Source organism: Streptodolium elevatio (genome assembly GCF_053592165.1).
In genome coordinates this window covers 627,845-647,658 of sequence record NZ_JBSFVE010000002.1, presented here as the reverse complement: position 1 = coordinate 647,658, position 19,814 = coordinate 627,845, and the positions used below count along the sequence as shown (strand labels likewise).

Here is a 19,814-nt window from a genome sequence, read left to right as displayed (position 1 = left end):
GGGATCAGCCGCCGGTGAGGCTGCGGATGCTGCCGGCGTAGGTGATCTTCGAGGCCTTGACCTCGTAGCCGTAGATCGCGCCGGAGCCGGCGAACTCCCCGGTGGCGCGGTCGAATGCGTACTCCTTGACCGGGCTCTGGTAGCGGATGGCGCGGATGGCGCCCTTCATCGCCGCGCGGGTGGGCTTCTGGCCGCCGAGCGATTTGATCGCCGCGACGACGAGGTTGACGACGTCGAACGCCTCGGCGCAGTAGGTGCCCGGTTTGTCGGAGAACTTCGCCTGGTACGCGGCCGCGAAGTCCCGCAGTGCGGGCTCGGCGTTGGCGTCCACCGCGGGGACGGTCAGGAACCAGCCCTCGGACGCCGCGCCGGCGAGTTTGACGAAGTTGTCGTCGGCGACGCCGTCCGGCCCGACGCGCGCTCCCTTGTAGCCGGCTTCGGTGAGATCCATTGCGAACGGCGCCGTGTCCTGGTAGTAGCCGGCGTAGACCACGGCGGCGACATTGGAGTTCTTCGCCTCCAGCGCGGCGGCGACGGAGTCCGGTGTGTCGCGCGCGATGCTCCGGGGTGTGACGGTGGCGGCGTTGCCCACACCCTTGCGGACGGCCTCGGCGAGACCGGTCGCGTACTCGGACTTGTCGTCGACCACCAGGACCGAGGCGGCCTTGACCTTCTTGACCAGGTAGTTCGCGATCTCGGTGCCCTGGTTGTAGTCGTGGGGGGTGGCGCGGTTGAAGAAGGAGTACCCCATCTGGGTGAGGGACGGGTTGGTCGCGGACGGGGAGACGCAGGCCAGACCGGCGTCTTCGTAGAGGTTGGCGGCCGCTCGGGTGGGTCCGGAGAACACCGGTCCGACGACCGCGATCACCTCCGCGTCGATCAACTTCCGGGCGGCGGCGGGCGAGTTGGCCTCTTTGGCCTGGTCGTCCGCGCTCACCAGTTCGACGGTGAACGCCAAGTCGCCCCGCTGGTTGGCCTGCTCGACGGCCAGCGTCACGCCGTTTTGCACGTTGACGCCCAGCGCCGAGTTCTCGCCGGAGAGCCCGGCTTGCAGGCCGATCTTGTACACCGGCTTGGGTGCGTTCGGCGAGGAAGTGCTGCCGCCTTGCGCGGGTTTGGTGGGGTCACCCGTGGCGTCGGGGCCCTCGCCCACGCTCTCGGCGCCGTCGCCGCCCCCGTCCGACCTGGTCAGCAGCCAGGCGGCGATGCCGCCGACGGCGGCCACCGATGCCGCGGCGCCACCGATCAGCAGGGCGCGGCGCTTGGGGTCGGCCGAGCCGTCGCGCCCGCTCGAACCGGAGCCCGCCGGGCCGACGAGGTGTGCCCCGGGCGGGGGCATGGCGCCGTACGGCGTGGGCGGTGAGCCGTACGCGGGCCCGGGCGACGGGAACGCCCCCGCAGGAGTCGGCTGTTCATGCAGGTTCGGTGCCTGCGGAGGCGGATAGGCCAGGCCGGACGGCGCCAGGAACGGCTGTCCCTGCGCGGGCGGCCGCGGATGCGGGTGTCCGGACTGCGCCGCCCCGGACTGCGGCGTTCCCGACTGCGGCGCCCCGGTGTAAGGGACGCCACCCGGTGATGCCCCCGATTGCGGTGACGGCGGGGGCGAGGGCGCGTACGACGGCGGCGGAGGCGGGCCCTGCGGCGTGGGCGAGGGCGGCGGTGCCTGCACGGCGGCGGCGCCGGTCGCCGCGTCGAGGTCGAGGAGCGCGGCACTGCGCTCCGCGATGGCGTACGTGATCGCCGGCGGCAGCCAGCCCGACCGCGTCATGACCTCGGTGGTCTGCCCGTCGGGCAGTGCCACGTCCAGCAGTTCGGCGGCACCCGGGCGGCGCGCGGGGTCCTTGTCGAGGAACGGCGCGACGATCTGGCGCAGGTAGCCGGGCGTCGGTTCCAGGTCCGGCGGTGTGTGCACGATGCGGTAGAGCAGTGACGGTGTGGAACCCACCCCGAAGGGCCCCTGCCCGGTGGCGGCGAAGACCAGGACCGACGCGAGCGAGAAGAGATCCGACGCGGGGCCGATGTCCAGCCCGTTCGCCTGCTCCGGCGACATGTAGCCGGGGGAGCCGACGACCAGGCCGGTGCTGGTGATCGAAGTGTCGTCGGCGGCACGGGAGATGCCGAAGTCGATCAGGCGCGGGCCGTCGAGTGCGAGCAGGACGTTCGACGGTTTCAGGTCGCGGTGCACCAGGCCCGCGTCGTGCACGGCCCGCAGCGCCTGCGCGAGGCCGGCCGCCAGCGCGCGGACCGTGGGCTCCGGCAGCGGGCCGTGCGCGGCCACCGCGTCGACGAGCGAGGGGCCCGCGACGTAGGCGGTTGCCAGCCACGGCACTTCGGCGTCCGGGTCCGCGTCGACGACCGGCGCGGTGTAGGCGCCCGAGACCCGGCGCGCGGCCGCTACCTCGCGGCGGAACCTCGCCCGGAAGCCCTCCTCGTCCGCGAGCTCGGGGCGGACGACTTTGATCGCGACGGTCCGGCCACCGGGCGAGCGGGCCAGGTAGACCTGCCCCATGCCTCCGGCGCCCAGTCTCGCCAACAGTCGGTAGTCGGCCAACCGTGACGGGTCGTCAGATTGCAGTGGCTGCACGTGCTGGTCCCTTTCCCCCTGTGATCGCGGAACCGATCTCGTCGAGACATCGTTTCACCACCTCGGTCGTGAAGTGGCCAGGACCTGGCGGAAACGATTGTCCGGAAAGGCCGTTCGGTCGCCGCGTGGACCGCCACATTGCCGTTCCGTTTCGTCGCGGTCTCTACTGAGTGTGCGTTCCTGAGCGGAAGTAAAGGTTCCGGAGCTATATGTGAATTCGCCGTTACTACTCGCGAGTGACTGTGTTCGCTCCGTTGATTCCGTACTACTGTCGACCGTGCCGGATCGCCTCAGGGTTGCCACGGCACCACTGAGAGTGATCGGCGGCGTCGTGTTGTCCTGCTTTGGACGGGGCCGCGTACTCACCACTCGGGGGAGGGGAGTCGACCATGTTCGATCGCTTGCGACAGATCAGGTCCGAGGGCGAGAAGTCCGCGTCGATGCTCTCCGACATTCCGGCGAGCGCGATGCTGCGCAGCGTGCCGCGCTCGGTCGGATTCGGAGTGCGCTCGTACGTCCGCTCGTTGCGTGCCGAGCGCCGCAACTACCCGGACATGCCGACGGTGTTCCCCACTCCGGGGCTCGTCTCGGCGGCGTTCCTCGACGAACTCGTCGTGGCGTTCATGTCCACGAGCCGGCTCTCGCCGGGGCCGACGGACGCGCTGCGCATCCGCGAGGAGGTCTCCGAGGCGCTGGGCAAGTTCCAGGCCGAGACCTACCTCGACGATCCGACGCTGTTCCACCCCGAGCCACCGCCGCTGACCGACCCGGTCATCCGGGGCAAGCTGTACGGCACCATCAGCTACGAACAGCTGGCCTTCGACAGCGACTACGTTCCGTGGCCCGGCATCCCCGGCGCCACCCGGTGGCAGTCCGCCGGCGCGAACCAGCGCGTGTGGGCGTACGTGCTCCGGCATCCGGGAAAGCCCCGCCCCTGGCTCGTCAACCTGCACGGATTCGGCATGGGCCGCCCCGGCGACCTGGCCGCCTTCCGCGCGCAGCGCGCGCACCGCGAGTTCGGCGTCAACGTCATGCATGTGGTCCTCCCGATGCACGGACCGCGCAAGGCGACACGCACCCAGGACGCGCCCTTCATCTCCTTCGACTACCTGGGCAACGTCCACGGGCTGGGCCAGGCCGTGTGGGACGTGCGCCGCTGCCTGGACTGGGCTCGCGGCCAGGGCGCGCCGAGGATCGCCGTCCACGGGCTCTCCCTCGGCGCGTACGTGGCCGCACTGCTCGCCGGTCTGGAGGACCTCGACTGCGTGATCGTGGGCGTGCCGTCGGTCGACATGGCCTGGGTCATGTCACACCACGTGCCGGACGACATCAAGCGCGAGGTGCAGGCCGCCGGACTGCTCGGCGACGAGGCCGAGACCGTACACCGCGTCGTCTCGCCCCTTGCCCTCACCCCACGGGTGCCGCTGGAGCGCCGGTTCGTCTACGCGGGGCTCGCCGACCGGATGGCGACCCCGCAGCAGGCGTACCGGCTCTGGAAGCACTGGGAGGAACCGTCTGTCTGCTGGTACCGCGGCTCGCACATCGGGGCCATGTGGAACCGGCAGACCCGCCGCTTCATCGATGATGCCCTGACCTCGTCGGGCATCGGGAGGAGGAACACCTGGTGAAGCTCTCCGGTCTGGACTCGGCCTTCCTGGCGCTGGAGTCGGAGACATGGCCCATGCACGTCGTGTGCCTCACGATCGTGGATGCCTCCGCCTCCGGCGGCCGCGTCGACTACGAGTCCTTCAAGGACACGCTGGCCAAGAGACTGCCGCGCCTGCCGCTGCTGAGCCGCAAGCTGGTGCAGAGTCCCTGGGGCCTGTCGCGGCCGCACTGGGTCCCCGACCCGGACTTCGACTTCCGCAACCACGTGCACCGCGCCGCCGTCGCGGCGCCCGGCGGACGCGCGGAGCTGGCCGAACTGGCCACCGAGATCTACCGGCACCGGCTCGACCGGAACCGTCCGCTGTGGGAGTGGTGGGTCGTCGAGGGGCTGGAGAACGGCCGTGTCGCCCACCTGTGGAAGGTGCACCACGCGTGCATCGACGGGCGGGCCGGGGCGTCCATGCAGGAGGTGTTCTTCGACGCCGACCCGCACGGCGGCGTCTCCCGCGAACTGGTCCCACTGCCGATGCCGGACGAGGAGGACGGAGTCCCCGAGGGTATCGCCCGGGTGGCCGACCTGGCCAAGTCGGTCGCCGGGACCCCGGTACGCCTGGCCGGGCAGCTCGGCTCGACCGCGCAGGGCGTAATCGCCGCGGCCATGACCGGTCGCCTGGGCCAGGCGATGCCCCTCAACATGCCGCGTACCCGGTTCAACGAGCCGATCGGCAAAGCGCGTTCGTACGGGTTCTGCACGGTGTCGCTGTCGGATGTGAAGACCGTCAAGAACGCGTTCGGCGTCAAGGTCAACGACGTCATTCTGGCGATCGTGGGCGGTGCGGTGCGGGGCCTGCTCGATTCTTTCGGCGAACCATCCGACAAGCAGTTGGTGGGTACCGTTCCCGTCGACGCCACGAAGGGCGACACGCGCTCCAGCGGAAACCTCATCACCGGCATGCTCGTCGGCCTGTCGACCGACGTCGACGACCCGGCCGAGCGGCTGCTGTGCATCCACGAAAACGCGCTCGCCTCCAAGGCGGTGCAGGGCGCGTTGGGCAACGACCTGCTGACCGGCCTGGCGGACGCCCCGCCTCCGGCCGTGGTCAGCCTAGGCGGTGACGCATACCGAGCGGCGAAGCTGTCCACGCTTCTGCCGCCCGTGTGCAACGCGGTCATATCCAACGTTCCGGGCCCCCGCGCGACGCTGTATTCGCAGGGACAAAAAGTGGAGGCGTTCCACTCGATGGGCATAATCGCGGACGGATTCGGCCTCTTCGTCGGAGGCATGAGCTACGACGACCAGATCGACATCGGGGTGCTGGCGGACCGTGATGCGCTTCCCGACCCCTTTGCGCTGGCGGACAGCATTGTCGAGCAATTGAACGTCCTGCTGAAAGCCGCCCACGAGTTCGCGCAGCCGGCCCCGACTTCGGACCCGACCCCGGGCCCGACGGCGGCGGCCGACCCGGCGCCGGAGCACGAGCCCGAGCCCGCGCCCGAGTCCGAGCGCACAGTCGAGCCCGCGACCGCGACCGGGGTCGAGCCCGACGCCGACAGCAAGCCGGCCCTCGCGACCCCCGAAGCGGCGGTGCGCAAGCCGGCCGGTCGCAAAGCGGCGGCCCGCAAGGCGACCACCCGGAAGCCGGCGGCCCGCAAGCCCGCCGGAGCCCGCGGTACCACGAGCCGTGCCACGTCGAAGCGTTCCGCACCGTCGCCATCGGCGGCCCCGTCTCCGGTGACCGCCGCCGAGACGCCCGAGCGCAGCGCCCCCGCGCCCGAGGCGGCGGCCCCGGAGCCGCCGCAGTCCGCGCCGCGTCCCGCGCGGGTGGCGATACCGGCGCAGGCGACCGCGGAGACGCGCGGCAGGCGTACCGCCCCGTCGCATCCGGTCGCGGCGCCGGAGGCGTCGGCACCGACCGCACCTGCCGCAGACGCACCCGTCCCGGCCTCGGCGGGCGCGCCGACGGGCCGGTTCGTGACGGGCGGGTGACGGTGTATCAGGAAACACCGCACAGGACGGCTCTCGTCACGGGCGCCAACTCCGGGCTCGGCCTGGCCGCCGCGCTCGAGCTGGCGTCCCGGGACGGGACCCGGGTGGTCGGCACCGTGCGCTCCGCCGAGAAGGGGCAGAAGGTGCGGCGGGCCGCGGAGGAGGCCGGCGTCGAGGTGGAGACGCGCATCCTCGACGTCACCGACGCCGCCGGATGCAAGGACGTGGTCGGCGAGGTCCGCCCCGACATCCTGGTGAACAACGCGGGCGGCACCCTCTACGCGCCGGTCGCGGACGTCATGGAGGAGGAGGCCCGGCACCACCTCGAAACGTCGTTGTTCGCCCCGATCCGCCTCGCCCGGTTGGCCATCCCGCATATGCAGGAACGCGGTTGGGGGCGCGTGATCCAGATCTCGTCGGTGGCCGGCAAGGTCAGCTACCCCCTCATGGGCTGGTACCAGGCGGGCAAGCACGCCATGGAGGCGCTGTCGGACGCGTTGCGCCTGGAGGTCGCCGGCTCCGGCGTGCACGTCGTGGTCGTCGCACCCGGCGGGTTCCGCAGCGGCATCAGCGACGACATGGCGGACGTCGCGCACCGGTACCGGGGATCGAAATACGCCACCGCGTTCCGCCGCCTCGACCTCGGGTTCACCCTGGTCCAACCGTTCTGGACGGACACCGAGCGGGTCGCCCGGGTCATCGCCGAGGCGGCGACGGACCCGGAGCCCAAGGGCAGGTACGTGGTGGGCCGCGACGCGCAGGTGACCCTGCTGGTCTCCCGCATCGTGGAGAACTTCGGGGCCGCGGTGGAATTTCGCGACAAGGCGGTGCGCCGCCTGATCGGTTTGCCCTGACCCGTACGGGCTTTGGCCGACAAACGCGGGTGTGCCGCGCGTTCCCACCCGGGTAGAAGAACCGGAAAAGCCGTGTGGAACAGTGACCGAACACGGGGTGGCGGGCATTCCGCGGCCGCTCCGGACCATGCACGGCGATCAGGGCGATCAGGGCCCGTGCGACCGGGGGATGCCGGGACGGCGTCCCTCGGTCGCACGCGCCCACGGGTACACCAGGGAGTACCGGATGGGGCAGAACGTACGCATCGATACCGCCGATGTATCCGATGCCGAGCAGATCCTGAAGTTGCAGTACCTCTGCTACCAGGGCGAAGCGGCCCTCTACAACGACTACGGCATCGCGCCGCTGACCCAGACCCTCGACAGCCTGAGGGAGGAGTTCGCGACGCACGCCGTGCTGGTCGCACGCCTCGGCGACGAGGTCGTGGGATCGGTCCGCGGCGTCGTCGAGGACGGGGTGGCCCGCATCGGCCGCCTGATCGTGCACCCCAGGCTCCAGGGCCACGGCCTCGGCACGCGTCTCCTCAACGCGGTCGAGGACAAGCTCGCGCACGCGGAGTCCTTCGAACTGTTCACCGGGCACCGCAGCGAGGACAACCTGCGCCTGTACGTCCGGCTCGGGTACGCGGCGGACCGCGTCGAGCGCGTCGGCCCGCGCCTCAGCCTCGTCTACCTCACCAAGACCACGTCGCTCGCCGCGTGACCGCCGCCACGCGGCCGGCCCGAGCCGACCGCACGGCCTGACCGCACTGCTGCACGACCAGGCGGCACTGCCGGAACCGCATCGCCCGGCTGCACCGCCGGGCTGCACCGCGCACTGCCGGACCGCACGGCCCGGCTGCACGGTGTGACCGTGCCCGACCCAAGGGTGGAGTCCCTCGTTCATACCTTGGAAACAACTTGAGAAAAGCCCCGCCGACCTGCGAAGTCATGGTCGTCGGGGCTTTTCGCATCCGATGGCATTTCCCATCGTCGGCGTTGGTCTGTTTTAATCCTTGGCATGTTCATCACGGCACACATGCGCGCGGTCGGGGCTATCGCCACGGCTCGCCTCTGTATGTGCCGAATGTGTCGAATGTGCGGCTGCTGAGGCCCTGAGCCCGGCGACCGGATGAGCGCCCCGCCGACCGGCGGCGCCCCGGTTCATCCCCGTTCGACCCGAAACGCCGGCTCCTGACCGCGCTCGCCGCCGACATCCCCGCGGGCCGCGTCCTGCCGGCTGTCGCGGTGGTCCCCCGAGCAACCTGGAATCCACGGTGATCCGTACCCACGCCCTGACCAAGGTTTTCCGCGCCCGAGATCGCGAGGTGACCGCCCTCGACCACGTCGACCTCGACGTCGCCGAAGGCGAGATCTTCGGGGTCCTGGGCCGCAGCGGGGCCGGCAAGAGCACCCTGATCCGCTGCGTCAACCTCCTGGAGCGCCCCACCTCCGGCACGGTCGAGGTGGGCGGCCGCGAGTTGACCGCCTTGTCGGCCCGCGACCTGCGTGCCGAGCGCCTGCGCATCGGCATGATCTTCCAGCACTTCAACCTGCTCAGCAGCCGCGACGTGGCGGGCAACGTGGCCGTACCGCTGGAGATCGCCGGCGTCGGACGTGTCGAGCGCAACCGCAAGGTCGCCGAACTACTGGACCTGGTCGGCCTCTCGGGACACGCCAAGGCGTACCCGGCCCAGCTGTCCGGCGGCCAGAAGCAGCGCGTCGGGATCGCCCGCGCACTGGCCAACGACCCGCGCGTGCTGCTGTGCGACGAGGCCACCTCGGCCCTCGACCCCGAGACCACCCGCTCGATCCTCGGCCTGCTGCGCGACCTGCGCTCGTCGCTGGGCCTGACGATCCTGCTCATCACCCACGAGATGGATGTCGTCAAGAGCATCTGCGACTCCGCCGCGCTCATGGAGGACGGGCGCGTCGTGGAGTCCGGCTCCGTCGCGGACCTGCTGACCCGCCCCGACTCGCGGCTCGCCCGGGACATGTTCCCGCTCGGCGTTCCGGTCGACGGCAAGGGCTCCACCGTGGTCGACATCACGTTCCGGGGCGAGGAGACCGCGCATCCGTTCGTGTCGACGCTCGCGCGCACCTACAACGTCGACGTCAACATCCTCGGTGCCGCCGTCGAGACCGTCGGGGGACGCCAGGTCGGCCGCATGCGCATCGCGCTGGACGGCGGTTTCGAGCAGAACGTCGTCCCGATCGGCTACCTGCGCGAACAGGGGCTCCAGGTGGACGTGCTCGACGCCGACGCCGACGCCGACGTGGCCGGGGCCGTCGACGGGCCGGCCGCCGGACGGATCGTCGGCGCGCGGATCGCCGCCACCGCGCCCGGTGCCGCCCCGACCTTCGCCAAGGAGGCCTGACATGTCCTGGGACGAACTGCGCCCGCTGCTGTGGACGGCGACCCAGGAGACCTTCTCGATGGTCGGCTGGACGATGCTGTTCACCGTCCTGGTCGGACTGCCGCTCGGTGTCCTGCTGGTGCTGACCGACAAGGGCGGCCTGCTGGCCGTGCCCCCGGTCAACAAGGTGCTCGGCTTCGTCGTCAACGTCGGCCGGTCCTTCCCGTTCCTGATCCTGCTGGTCGCCCTGATCCCCTTCACCCGCTGGGTGATGGGCCTGTTCGGGCAGGCCACCGCGATCGGCACGGACGCGATGGTGGTCCCGCTGACCGTCGGCGCCATCCCGTTCTTCGCGCGCCTCGTCGAGACCTCGGTGCGCGAGGTCGACCGGGGGCTGGTCGAGGCGGCCCAGGCGATGGGCGCCTCGGTGGGCACCATCGTGCGCAAGGTCCTGGTACGCGAGGCCCTGCCGTCCCTGGTCTCCGGCTTCACGGTCACCGTGATCGCGGTCATCGGGTACTCCGCGATGGCCGGGGTGATCGGCGCGGGCGGCCTCGGCGACCTGGCCATCCGCTACGGATACAAGAACTTCGACGACCGGACGATGCTCGTGACCGTCGTCGTCCTGATCGTCATCGTGCAGGCGGTCCAGCTGGTCGGCGACTTCGTGTCGCGCCGACTGAGCCACCGCTGAGAACCACCCACCCAAGTAGGAAGGCACTCTTCGTGCGCAAGCTCATTTCTCTCGCGGCCGTCGGAACCCTCGCGCTGGGCCTCGCGGCCTGCGGCAGCGACGACGACTCCTCGTCCTCCGGGTCCGGGACGCTCAAGGTGGGTGCCTCCGCGGTACCGCACGCGCAGATTCTCGAGTACGTCAAGGAGAACCTGGCGGACAAGGAGGGCCTCAAGCTCGACGTCCAGGTCTTCGACGACTACTCGCTGCAGAACCCGGCCCTCGACGACGGCAGCGTCGGCGCCAACTTCTTCCAGCACAAGCCCTACCTCGACAAGTACAACTCGGAGAACAAGAAGGACCTCGTCCCGGTGGCGCCGGTCCACCTCGAACCGCTCGGCCTGTACTCGAAGAAGGACAAGTCCGTCGCCGAGATCAAGGACGGCGCGACCATCTCCTTCCCGAACGACGCCACCAACGGCGGCCGGGCCCTCAAGCTGCTCGCCGACAACGGGCTGATCAAGCTCAAGGACGGGGTCGGCGTCAACGCCACCGAGAAGGACGTCGTCGAGAACCCGAAGAACCTCAAGTTCAAGGCCCTCGACGCGGAGCAGCTGCCGCGCACGCTGGATGACGTCGACGCCTCGGTCGTCAACGGCAACTACGCGCTCCAGGCGAACCTGGAGGCCAAGCAGGCACTGGTGCTGGAGAAGGCGGAGGGCAACCCGTACGCCAACGTGCTCGTGGTCAAGAAGGGCCACGAGAACGACGAGAACGTCCAGAAGCTGAAGAAGCTCCTCAACTCGCCCGAGGTGAAGAAGTACATCGAGGACAACTACCAGGGCTCGGTGCTCCCGGCCTTCTGAGCCGACCGCACAGGCCCGCGCAAGTCCGCACCGTCCCACACGGGCGCGCCCGCGTACGCGCCCACCTGCGCCCGCGCGCCGAGCACCGCTGCGCACGGCGAGTTCACCCGGCCGGGGCCCGACACACGGGGCCCGGCCGGGCTGTTCACGTGGCCGGAAAGCGTACCGTGGAGTGCGTGAGTGACCTGGAGTTCCGCAGCGCCCGGACCCTCGACCTCGACGTCGTCGTGCTCTACCGGCTGCTGCGCCTGCGCGTGGACGTCTTCGTCGTCGAACAGCGGTGCCCGTACCCCGAACTCGACGGCCGCGACCTGGAACCGGGCGCACGTCAGCTCTGGCTCGAGCGCGACGGCGAGATCGCCGCGACCCTGCGCCTGTTGCGCGAGGCCGACGGCACCGCCCGGATCGGACGCATGTGCGCCACCCGGGCCGAGCGCGGCACCGGCTCCGCAGCCCGCCTCATGGAGCACGCGATCGACCTGATCGGCGACGCGCCGTGCATCCTGGACGCGCAGGAGCCGCTGGAGGACTGGTACGCCCGCTTCGGGTTCCGCCGCGCCGGCGCCACCTACCTGGAGGACGACATCCCGCACGTCGAGATGCGCCGCCCGGCCACGCCGGTCGCGACCGGCTGAGCCCGGCCGCTCAGTTGGCCCGGACCATCCAGTAGAGGTCGGTCACATAGGGCAGTTCGACGGTGTCGCGGCCCCGCGTCTCCGGGTGCCCGTCGAGCACGCCCTCGACCTCGCGGCGAACCCGGGCCTGTTCGCCGGCGTCCAGGCATGCGATGTGGCTGCTCGACAGCATGCGGTCGATCACGCCGTCCCGCGACATCCTGTGCGGGTTGGGGAAGTGCCGCTCGCTGATGCCGCTCCAACCGGGCCGGGACTCGAGCACCTTGCGCCACGTGCCGTCCTGGTGCGACGGCAGGTCCGCGGGGGCGCGGCGGAAGTAGATGTCCTGGTAGTCGCGCACCCACGGGACCGTGTCGTCAGAGGTGTTCCACACCAGCCCGAGCCCGCCGTCCGGGGCGAGCACCCGTTCGACCTCGGCCGGGGTCGCCTGAGCGTCGAACCAGTGCCACGCCTGCGCCGCGATGACCGCGTGCGCGGAGCCGGCGGCGACGCCCGTGTGCTCCGCGGTCCCGTCGGCCACGGTGACCGAGGGCAGCAGTTCCACGAGTCGTCCGCGCATCGCGGCGACCGGTTCCACCGCGACCACGCGCGCCCCGGTGAGCATGAGCAGCCGGGTGAACAGGCCCGTTCCCGCGCCCAGTTCGACGACGGTACGGCCCGCTCCGAGACCGAGCGCGTCCGTCAGCTCGGCCAGGACGGGCAACGGGTAGGCAGGGCGCGCCCGTTCGTAGACGCGTACCGAGCGTGCGTAACCGGTGTTCGCGACCTCGTGAGCCCCCACGCGCCGATGCTAACAGCCCGGGACCGTGAATCGCCGCAGGTAGAACGGATTTTGTGTACTCGCCGTCACCTGTTAACCCGATCCGGTGACAGGCTTCGCGCGGCGGAGGCCGACGTTCCGGATGGCACGTACGCGCCGATCCAGCGGGCCAGTTCGTCGAACACCTGGGCACGCACCTCGGGCCCGGACAGGGCCAGGTCGTGCATGCCGCCGGGCACGCGGACGATGGTGACGTGACGGCCGATGCGCGGCGCCAGCAGGGCGATGCGGTCCGCGTTCAGCACGGCGTCGGCTTTGTGCAGCCCCTCGTGCCACACGCGCCCGTCCACACTGGCGGTGGACGACATCGCCAACACCGGGCAGTCGACGGCGAGTCCGCGCGCCACCGCGCGGTGGCCGCGGTGCACGGCGGCCACCCAGCCCGCGTAGGGCGCGATGCCCTCGATCGCCTTCCACGCCGGGTCGAACTCCCATTCCCCGTGGTGGCCGACGTGCAGGCTCTGCCCGTAGCCGCCGCCGAGGCCGCCCGGCAGGGGCCGCTGCGAGACGTAGTGGCGCGCCGCGTGCACGGCCCGCACCCCGACCGTCCGCGCCACCAACGGGGCGTTCAGGTCGAGGAAGGCGCTGTTGAGGAACAGCCCGTCGACGATGCCCCGCCCCGCGCGGTGGTGCGCCCACAGCGCCGTCACCAGGCCACCCGTTGAATGGCCGTTCACCAGCAGCGTGTCGTGGCCCTCGACCTCGCGGACGACGTGCGCGGCCAGGTCGAGTTCCTCGGAGTAGCGGCCCAGGTCGTCGACGTAGTTGGTGCGGCGGTGCGCGCGGATCGACCGGCCGTACGACCGCAGGTCCAGCGCGTAGAAGTCGAAGCCGAGCGCGACGAACCGGTCGGCCAGATGGGTCTGGAAGAAGTAGTCGTTGAACCCGTGCACATAGAGCACCGCACGACGTGTCGGGGCATCCGCGCGCCGCCGGACCAGCGTCGCCACCGCCTCGCCCTCCGCGTCGTCGCGGAGTTGCAGCGTCGCGCTCTCGTAGGGCGCGCCCAGGACGTCGGGTACGTATACCGGGTCTTCCATGCAGGGCAGTCTGCCATCGCCGTGCCGCGTGTCCCGCAAGGCGCCCCGACCGCCGCAAATACCGGCCCGTGGGCGGTATGAGAGGCTGTCGCCCGACAGCAGGGAAGGAATCCGGTGCGACACCGGAGCGGTCCCGCCACTGTGACCGGACGGCTGAACCCGACCGGCGCGCCGACTCCGTTCGACGCGCCCGCGCGAGGGGCATCAGCCTTCCGGGAGCCAGACACTTCCGGCTGTCCGGGCCCGCGCCGCGGGCCCGCCACCTACCAGGGCGTGGACACCCGAGGGAGGCCGACAGCCCATGTCGCCGCGCATACCGTGCCGTTCCCGGAGCCTGGCGGTACGCCGGTGACCGCCGGCTACCCCTTCTCCGCCGTCGTCGGCCTCGCCGACCTCCGCCTCGCGCTCCTCCTGAACGCCGTCTCGCCCGGCGTCGGCGGAGTGCTGGTCCGTGGGGAGAAGGGCACGGCCAAGTCGACCGTGGTCCGCGCGCTCGCGGGGCTGCTGCCCGACGCCGCCATGGTGTCCGGCTGCCGCTTCGCGTGCGACCCCGCGGCCCCCGACACGGCCTGCCCCGACGGGCCCCACGACCCGGGCGTGCCCGGCGAGGTGCGCCGGGCGCGGCTCGTCGAACTGCCGGTCGGCGCCACCGAGGACCGCCTCGTCGGATCGCTCGACCTGGAGCGCGCCCTCGCCGAGGGCGTCAAGGCGTACGAACCGGGCCTCCTCGCCGCCGCCCACCGGGGCCTGCTGTACGTCGACGAGGTCAACCTGCTGCACGACCACCTCGTCGACCTGCTCCTCGACGCGGCCGCCATGGGCACCGCGCACGTGGAGCGCGAGGGCGTCTCGGTGCGGCACGCCTCGCGCTTCATCCTCGTTGGCACCATGAACCCCGAGGAGGGCGAGCTGCGCCCGCAGTTGCTCGACCGCTTCGGCCTGACCGTCGAGGTGGCGGCCAGCCGCGAACCACGCGAGCGCGCCGAGGTCGTGCGGCGCAGGCTGGCGTACGAGGCCGACCCCGACGGCTTCGCGCGCCGCTGGGACGGCGGCGACGCGGCGCTCGCGGAGCGCATCCGCACCGCGCGGGAGCTGCTGCCGCACGTCGTGCTGCCCGACACCGAACTCGAGCGGATCGCGCGCGTGTGCGCGGCGTTCGAGGTCGACGGGCTGCGCGCGGACCTGGTCACGGCACGCACCGCGATGGCCCTCGCGGCGTGGCACGGGCGCACCGAGGTCGAGGCGGCGGACGTACGCCAGGCCGCGCGGCTCGCCCTCCCGCACCGGCGCCGCCGCAACCCCTTCGACGCGCCAGGGCTCGACGAGGACAGGTTGGACGAGGCGCTGGCCGACGAACCCGAGGCGCCGGACGCCCCGGAGGACCCGGACGACCCGGCCGGCCCCTCGGAGTCGGGTACCCCCGACGGACCCGAGCAGGACCCGGACCCGGATCCGGACGGCGGTCCCGACGCGCCGGGCCCCGGCGGCGGGGGAGCACCGCGCAACGGCCCCGAAGCCGGCCCGGCCGCGGACCGCGACGACCGCGCCGCCGACCGGCCCCGAGACGGCGAACACGACACAGCGCCCCCGGCGGCCGAACACCCGCCCGCCGCACCGGGGTCGGCCGCCGCCGATCAGCCCGCCGTCGCCGCGGCCGAGCCCTTCCGCGCGCGGTTGATCGCCGTCCCCGGCCTCGGCCAGGGCGCGGCCGGGCGGCGGTCGCGTGCCGAGACCGGCACCGGCCGGACCACCGGGGAGCGCCGCCCGACCGGCGCACGACCCGGGCGTCTGCACCTGGCGGGCACCGTGCGCGCCGCCGCGCCGCACCAGCTCGCGCGCGGGCGCCGCGGCCCCGGGCTCGTCGTGCGCCGCGACGACGTGCGCGAGGCGGTCCGCGAAGGCCGCGAGGGCAACCTCGTGCTCTTCGTCGTCGACGCCTCGGGATCGATGGCGGCCCGGGCCCGCATGCGGACCGTGAAGGGCGCGGTGTTGTCGCTGCTGCTCGACGCGTACCAGCGCCGCGACAAGGTGGGGCTGGTGACCTTCCGGGGCGCCGGCGCCGAACTCGCGCTGCCGCCCACGTCGTCCGTCGAGGCGGGCGCGGCCCGGCTCGCGGCGCTGCCGACGGGCGGGCGCACGCCGCTCGCCGCCGGTCTCCTGCGCGCCCACGAGGCGCTGCGCGTCGAGCGGTTGCGCGACCCGCGGCGGCGGCCGCTCGTCATCGTGGTGACCGACGGGCGCGCCACACACGGGCGCGACGCGCTCGGCGACGCGCGGCGTGCCGCCGCGCTGATGGCCGCCTCCGGCACGGCGTCGGTGGTCGTCGACTGCGAGAGCGGCCGGGTCCGCCTCGGCCTGGCCGCCCGGCTCGCCGCCGACCTCGGCGGACCCGTGCTCGGTCTGGGCGAATTGGCCGCCGACGGCCTCGCCGGACTGGTGCGCGACCTGCGCGCCGCAAGCTGACCGCCCTATCGGCCGTTGCCCGGCCACTGCGAGGAGACGACCATGCCGCAAGGCAAGCCCGACCATGTCCCCGCCGACGGCCTGACGACACGTCAGCGCCGCGACCGGCCCCTGGTGGTGGTGCACACCGGCGCCGGCAAAGGCAAGTCCACCGCGGCCTTCGGCCTCGCGCTGCGGGCCTGGAACCAGGGTTGGCCGATCGGGGTGTTCCAGTTCGTCAAGTCGGCCAAGTGGCGGGTCGGCGAGGAGAGTGTGCTGCGGACCCTCGGGCGCGTGCACGATGAAACGGGGGAGGGCGGGCCGGTCACCTGGCACAAGATGGGCGAGGGGTGGTCGTGGAGTAGGCGGCCCGGCACCGAGGCCGACCACGCCGCCGACGCGGCGGAGGGCTGGGCGCAGATCCGGCGCGACCTGGCGGCGGAGACGTACCGGCTTTACGTGCTGGACGAGTTCACGTACCCGATGAAGTGGGGGTGGGTCGACGTCGCCGACGTGGTCGACGCGCTCGCCTCCCGGCCGGGGCGCCAACACGTGGTGATCACCGGGCGCGACGCGCACCCGGACCTCGTCGCGTACGCCGACCTCGTGACCGAGATGACCAAGGTCAAGCACCCGATGGACGCCGGGCAGAAGGGCCAGAAGGGCATCGAGTGGTGAGTACGCCGATGCCGTGCGTCGTCATCGCCGCACCCGCCTCCGGCCAGGGCAAGACCACCGTGGCGACCGGCCTGATGGCCGCTCTCACCGCGCGCGGGGCGCGCGTGTCGCCGCACAAGGTCGGCCCCGACTACATCGACCCCGGGTACCACGCGCTCGCGTGCGGACGGCCGGGCCGCAACCTCGACCCGTTCCTGGTGGGCGAGGAGCGTGTGGCCCCGCTGTTCGCGCACGGCGCGCTTGGTGCGGACATCGCCGTCGTCGAAGGTGTAATGGGCCTGTACGACGGGGCGGCCGGCCTGGGCGGGTTCGCCTCTACCGCGCACGTCGCGCGCCTCCTCGCGGCTCCCGTGGTGCTGGTCGTCGACGCCCGCTCGCAGGGGCGCTCGGTGGCGGCTCTCGTGCACGGCTTCGCCACGTACGAGGCCGGTGTGCGGGTGGCCGGGGTGGTCCTCAACCGAGTCGGCACCGACCGGCACGAGGCGATACTGCGCGAATCCCTCGAACCGCTCGGCATCCCGGTGCTCGGGGTGCTCGGGCGGCACGACGCGATCGCGAAGCCGTCGCGGCATCTGGGCCTGGTCCCGGCCGCGGAGCGGCATGCGGAGGCCGTGGCGACAGTCGCCGCGCTGGGCACGCTGGTCGGCGCGGCGGTGGACCTGGACGCGCTGTGGCACGTGGCCCGCGAGGCAGGGCCCTCAAAGGTCGAGGCCTGGGATCCGGTACGCGAGACCGCGCTCGAGAACGACGGCCCATCGGGCGGCGGCGCGACGAGGCACGACGGCGGCCTGCCGCCGTTGCGGCGTCCCCGCATCGCGGTCGCGAGCGGGGCGGCGTTCACGTTCGGTTACGCCGAGACCACCGAACTGCTGTCCGCCGCAGGCGCCGAGGTGGTGCCCTTCGACCCTCTTCGCGACGAGGGACTGCCCGAGCACACCGCGGGGTTGGTGATCGGCGGCGGATTTCCGGAGGTCTATGCGGCGGATTTGTCGGCAAACGAGAAGCTGCGTACCGCCGTTGCGTCCTTCGCGCAGCGCGGCGGGGCCGTCGCCGCGGAGTGCGCCGGGCTGCTCTACCTGGCCCGGTCGCTGGACGGCAGCCCCATGTGCGCGGTCGTGGACGCCGACGCGCGCATGACCGGGCGTCTGACGCTCGGCTACCGCGAGGCGGTCGCCGCGGCCGACTCCGTGCTCGCGTCGCCCGGAACGGCCGTGCGGGGGCACGAGTTCCACCGCACGGAGGTGACCCCCGGGGCGGGCCGACGCGCGGCCTGGGAGGCATCCCCGACACGCCCGGGCTCCGCGGGACCGGTCGTCGGTCCGGTACGCGAAGGCTTCGTGGCCGGGCGCGTGCACGCTTCGTACCTGCACACGCATTGGGCCGGATTCCCGGGGACCGCGAGCCGATTCGTCGCGGCATGCCGGGAGGCGACACCGTGTGCATGACGCGACACGGACGGGCCAGATGCGTACCGTGGCCGCGCGGCATGGTCCGCCCTCGGTCGACGCCGTGTCGGGAACCTCGCACGGCCGGAACACGTCGTGCCCCGTGAGACCGGGTGGCGGTACGGAGCAAAACGCACGGAACGGGACGGTAGGCATATGGCAGACAGGGTGACCGTGATCGGGTACGACGGTGCGCCGTTGTCCGGTCCCGCCCGGGCCGCGCTCGCCTCGGCCACCCTCGTGGCGGGCGGCGCCCGGCACTTGGACGCGGTGGACGTCCCGGAGTCCGCCGAGCGCGTCGTCATGGGCAATGTCCACGTCGCCGCCCGCCGGATCAGCGAGCACCGCGGCAGCGCCGTCGTCGTGGCGTCGGGCGACCCGGGGTTCTTCGGAATCGTCCGCATACTGCGCCGCCCCGAGTACGGCCTCGAACTCGAGATCGTGCCCGCGGTGTCGTCGGTCGCCCACGCCTTCGCGCGCGCCGCCATGCCCTGGGACGACGCCAAGGTGGTCAGCGCCCACGGCCGCGAGCTCCGGCGGGCGGTGAACGTGTGCCGCGCGTACGGCAAGGTCGCGGTGCTCACCGGCCCCGGCTCGGGCCCGGCCGAACTCGGCCTGATGCTGGGCGACGTGCCGCGCACCTTCGTGGTCTGCGAGAACCTCGGTACGGACCAGGAGGAGGTCACGATGCTGGCCGCCGACAAGGCGGCCGACCGCACATGGTCCGATCCCAACGTCGTCATCGTCGTCGGTCCGAACCCCGTCACGTCCGCCCCCGCGGGCTGGATCGCCGGGCAGCGCTCGAACTTCCCCGGCCCGGTGCGCGGCTGGGGCCTCGACGAGGACGCGTACGACAGCACCGACGCCGCCACCCTGCGTCCCGAGGTACGCGCCGTCGTCCTCGGCAGGCTCGGCCCCACGCCCGGCGACCTCGTCTGGGACATCGGCGCGGGCAGCGGCGCGCTCAGCGTCGAGATCGCCCGGCAGGGCGCCGCCGTGATCGCCGTCGACCGCGACCCGGTCGGCTGCGAGCACATCTCCGCCAACGCCGCGCGCTACGGCGTGGAGATCCACGTCGTCCCCGGCACCGCGCCCGAGGCGCTGTCCCGGATGCCCGACCCCGACACCGCGTTCGTCGGCGGCGGCGGAGTCGAGGTGGTCGCCGCGTGCGCGGCCCGCCGCCCCGAGCGCGTGGTGACCGTGCTGCCCGCCCTGGAGGCCGTCGGGGCGGTGCACGGCGCGCTCACCGGCGCCGGGTACGCCGTGGACGGCACGCTGCTGCAGTCCTCGCGTCTGGCGCCCGTCAGCGGGCTTGCCCACCGACTCGTGCCGGACGACCCGGTGTTCGTGCTGTGGGGCGAACGGTTGTAATGGCCAGTCCGGTTCTGTCGGGAAACGCCCGACTCGTCGTCGGCGTGGGGGCGTCGCGCGGCGTCGCATATGCGGAGATCGACGAGACGCTCCGCGCCGCACTTGCGGACGCCGGGCTGTCGGCCGCCGAGGTGGTCACGGTGGCGACCGTAGCCACGAAACGCGACGAACCGGCGGTTCGCGCGCTTGCCGAGGGACTGGGCGCCGAACTGCTGGACTACGCCGCCGAGGTGCTCGCGGCGGTCGCCGTGCCGCACCCGTCGCCCACGGTGGCGGCCGCGGTCGGCACGCCGAGCGTCGCCGAGGCCGCGGCACTCGCCGCAACACGCGGCGGTGAGCTGCTGATTGCCAAAACCCGCAGCAGGCGGCGGCCATCTATGTGCACGATTGCCGTTGCATGCCATCGGGTTGGTGGGAACCGGACATGAACGAGCGCAAGACGGCGGCTGTCGGTCAGTGAAACGATCAGAGGGGG

General features: G+C 72.3%; 16 protein-coding genes and 1 riboswitch. Of the genes, 13 read left to right on the top strand and 3 right to left on the bottom strand.

Going from position 1 to position 19,814, the window contains the following annotated elements:
- Positions 1–4 precede the first annotated feature (4 nt).
- The gene (locus ACWD12_RS07010) at positions 5–2,584 is read right to left on the bottom strand and encodes an ABC transporter substrate-binding protein (RefSeq protein ID WP_450098669.1); all 2,580 of its coding nucleotides are present in this window, start codon (positions 2,582–2,584) and stop codon (positions 5–7) included.
- A 389-nt stretch (positions 2,585–2,973) separates the two neighbouring features.
- Here ACWD12_RS07010 and ACWD12_RS07005 point away from each other — a divergent pair, with 389 nt between their 5' ends.
- The 8 genes from ACWD12_RS07005 to ACWD12_RS06970 all read left to right on the top strand — a co-directional run bounded on the left by ACWD12_RS07005 (position 2,974) and on the right by ACWD12_RS06970 (position 11,543).
- The gene (locus ACWD12_RS07005) at positions 2,974–4,212 is read left to right on the top strand and encodes an alpha/beta hydrolase family protein (RefSeq protein WP_358364039.1); all 1,239 of its coding nucleotides are present in this window, start codon (positions 2,974–2,976) and stop codon (positions 4,210–4,212) included.
- Positions 4,209–6,179 (top strand): WS/DGAT/MGAT family O-acyltransferase, encoded by a 1,971-nt coding sequence (locus ACWD12_RS07000; protein WP_450098668.1) that lies wholly within the window; start codon positions 4,209–4,211, stop codon positions 6,177–6,179. Before ACWD12_RS07005 ends, ACWD12_RS07000 begins: the two co-directional genes overlap by 4 nt.
- Entirely contained in the window at positions 6,176–7,033 is an 858-nt protein-coding gene (locus ACWD12_RS06995; protein ID WP_450098667.1) for an SDR family NAD(P)-dependent oxidoreductase, read from the top strand. The genes ACWD12_RS07000 and ACWD12_RS06995 overlap by 4 nt, the downstream gene beginning before the upstream one ends.
- A 226-nt stretch (positions 7,034–7,259) precedes the next feature.
- Positions 7,260–7,736, top strand: coding sequence for a GNAT family N-acetyltransferase (locus ACWD12_RS06990; RefSeq protein WP_358364032.1), 477 nt, complete (start codon positions 7,260–7,262; stop codon positions 7,734–7,736).
- Between the two features lie 553 nt (positions 7,737–8,289).
- Complete coding sequence (locus tag ACWD12_RS06985) at positions 8,290–9,390, top strand: methionine ABC transporter ATP-binding protein (RefSeq protein WP_450098666.1); 1,101 nt, start codon at positions 8,290–8,292, stop codon at positions 9,388–9,390.
- Position 9,391: 1 nt separating this feature from the next.
- Positions 9,392–10,063 (top strand): methionine ABC transporter permease, encoded by a 672-nt coding sequence (locus ACWD12_RS06980; RefSeq protein WP_358364027.1) that lies wholly within the window; start codon positions 9,392–9,394, stop codon positions 10,061–10,063.
- Between the two features lie 32 nt (positions 10,064–10,095).
- Positions 10,096–10,908, top strand: a complete 813-nt coding sequence (locus tag ACWD12_RS06975; RefSeq protein ID WP_450098665.1) for a MetQ/NlpA family ABC transporter substrate-binding protein — start codon at positions 10,096–10,098, stop codon at positions 10,906–10,908.
- Positions 10,909–11,084: 176 nt separating this feature from the next.
- Positions 11,085–11,543 carry a GNAT family N-acetyltransferase gene (locus tag ACWD12_RS06970; protein ID WP_358364022.1) on the top strand — a complete coding sequence of 153 codons (459 nt, stop codon included), beginning with the start codon at positions 11,085–11,087 and terminating at the stop codon, positions 11,541–11,543.
- Between the two features lie 10 nt (positions 11,544–11,553).
- Here the strand turns inward: ACWD12_RS06970 and ACWD12_RS06965 are convergent, their stop codons facing one another.
- Positions 11,554–12,324 (bottom strand): class I SAM-dependent methyltransferase, encoded by a 771-nt coding sequence (locus ACWD12_RS06965; RefSeq protein WP_450098664.1) that lies wholly within the window; start codon positions 12,322–12,324, stop codon positions 11,554–11,556.
- Between the two features lie 65 nt (positions 12,325–12,389).
- Positions 12,390–13,403 (bottom strand): alpha/beta hydrolase, encoded by a 1,014-nt coding sequence (locus ACWD12_RS06960; protein ID WP_450098663.1) that lies wholly within the window; start codon positions 13,401–13,403, stop codon positions 12,390–12,392.
- A 104-nt stretch (positions 13,404–13,507) separates the two neighbouring features.
- Positions 13,508–13,632: riboswitch (cobalamin riboswitch) on the top strand.
- Between the two features lie 119 nt (positions 13,633–13,751).
- On the opposite strand from ACWD12_RS06960, the gene ACWD12_RS06955 reads away from it, so the two are divergent.
- The 5 genes from ACWD12_RS06955 (at position 13,752) to ACWD12_RS06935 (ending at position 19,767) form a co-directional block, all read left to right on the top strand.
- Positions 13,752–15,866: a putative cobaltochelatase gene (locus tag ACWD12_RS06955; RefSeq protein ID WP_450098662.1), complete on the top strand. Its 2,115-nt coding sequence runs from the start codon at positions 13,752–13,754 to the stop codon at positions 15,864–15,866.
- Between the two features lie 42 nt (positions 15,867–15,908).
- On the top strand, positions 15,909–16,523 hold the full coding sequence (gene cobO / locus ACWD12_RS06950) for a cob(I)yrinic acid a,c-diamide adenosyltransferase (RefSeq protein WP_358364803.1): 615 nt from the start codon (positions 15,909–15,911) through the stop codon (positions 16,521–16,523).
- An 8-nt stretch (positions 16,524–16,531) separates the two neighbouring features.
- Positions 16,532–17,968, top strand: coding sequence for a cobyrinate a,c-diamide synthase (locus tag ACWD12_RS06945; protein WP_450098764.1), 1,437 nt, complete (start codon positions 16,532–16,534; stop codon positions 17,966–17,968).
- 156 nt (positions 17,969–18,124) lie between these two features.
- On the top strand, positions 18,125–19,339 hold the full coding sequence (gene cbiE, locus ACWD12_RS06940; RefSeq protein WP_450098661.1) for a precorrin-6y C5,15-methyltransferase (decarboxylating) subunit CbiE: 1,215 nt from the start codon (positions 18,125–18,127) through the stop codon (positions 19,337–19,339).
- Positions 19,339–19,767, top strand: a complete 429-nt coding sequence (locus ACWD12_RS06935; protein WP_450098660.1) for a cobalamin biosynthesis protein — start codon at positions 19,339–19,341, stop codon at positions 19,765–19,767. The genes cbiE and ACWD12_RS06935 overlap by 1 nt, the downstream gene beginning before the upstream one ends.
- The last annotated feature ends 47 nt before the right edge of the window (positions 19,768–19,814 follow it).

Excerpts from the sequence above, each read along its gene's own strand:
- cbiE (WP_450098661.1), top strand. The coding sequence starts at position 18,125 with ATGGCAGACAGGGTGACCGTGATCGGGTACGACGGTGCGCCGTTGTCC.
- ACWD12_RS06960 (WP_450098663.1), bottom strand. The coding sequence starts at position 13,403 with ATGGAAGACCCGGTATACGTACCCGACGTCCTGGGCGCGCCCTACGAG.
- ACWD12_RS06945 (WP_450098764.1), top strand. The coding sequence starts at position 16,532 with ATGCCGTGCGTCGTCATCGCCGCACCCGCCTCCGGCCAGGGCAAGACC.
- ACWD12_RS06935 (WP_450098660.1), top strand. The coding sequence starts at position 19,339 with ATGGCCAGTCCGGTTCTGTCGGGAAACGCCCGACTCGTCGTCGGCGTG.
- ACWD12_RS06990 (WP_358364032.1), top strand. The coding sequence starts at position 7,260 with ATGGGGCAGAACGTACGCATCGATACCGCCGATGTATCCGATGCCGAG.
- ACWD12_RS06980 (WP_358364027.1), top strand. The coding sequence starts at position 9,392 with ATGTCCTGGGACGAACTGCGCCCGCTGCTGTGGACGGCGACCCAGGAG.
- ACWD12_RS07005 (WP_358364039.1), top strand. The coding sequence starts at position 2,974 with ATGTTCGATCGCTTGCGACAGATCAGGTCCGAGGGCGAGAAGTCCGCG.
- cobO (WP_358364803.1), top strand. The coding sequence starts at position 15,909 with ATGCCGCAAGGCAAGCCCGACCATGTCCCCGCCGACGGCCTGACGACA.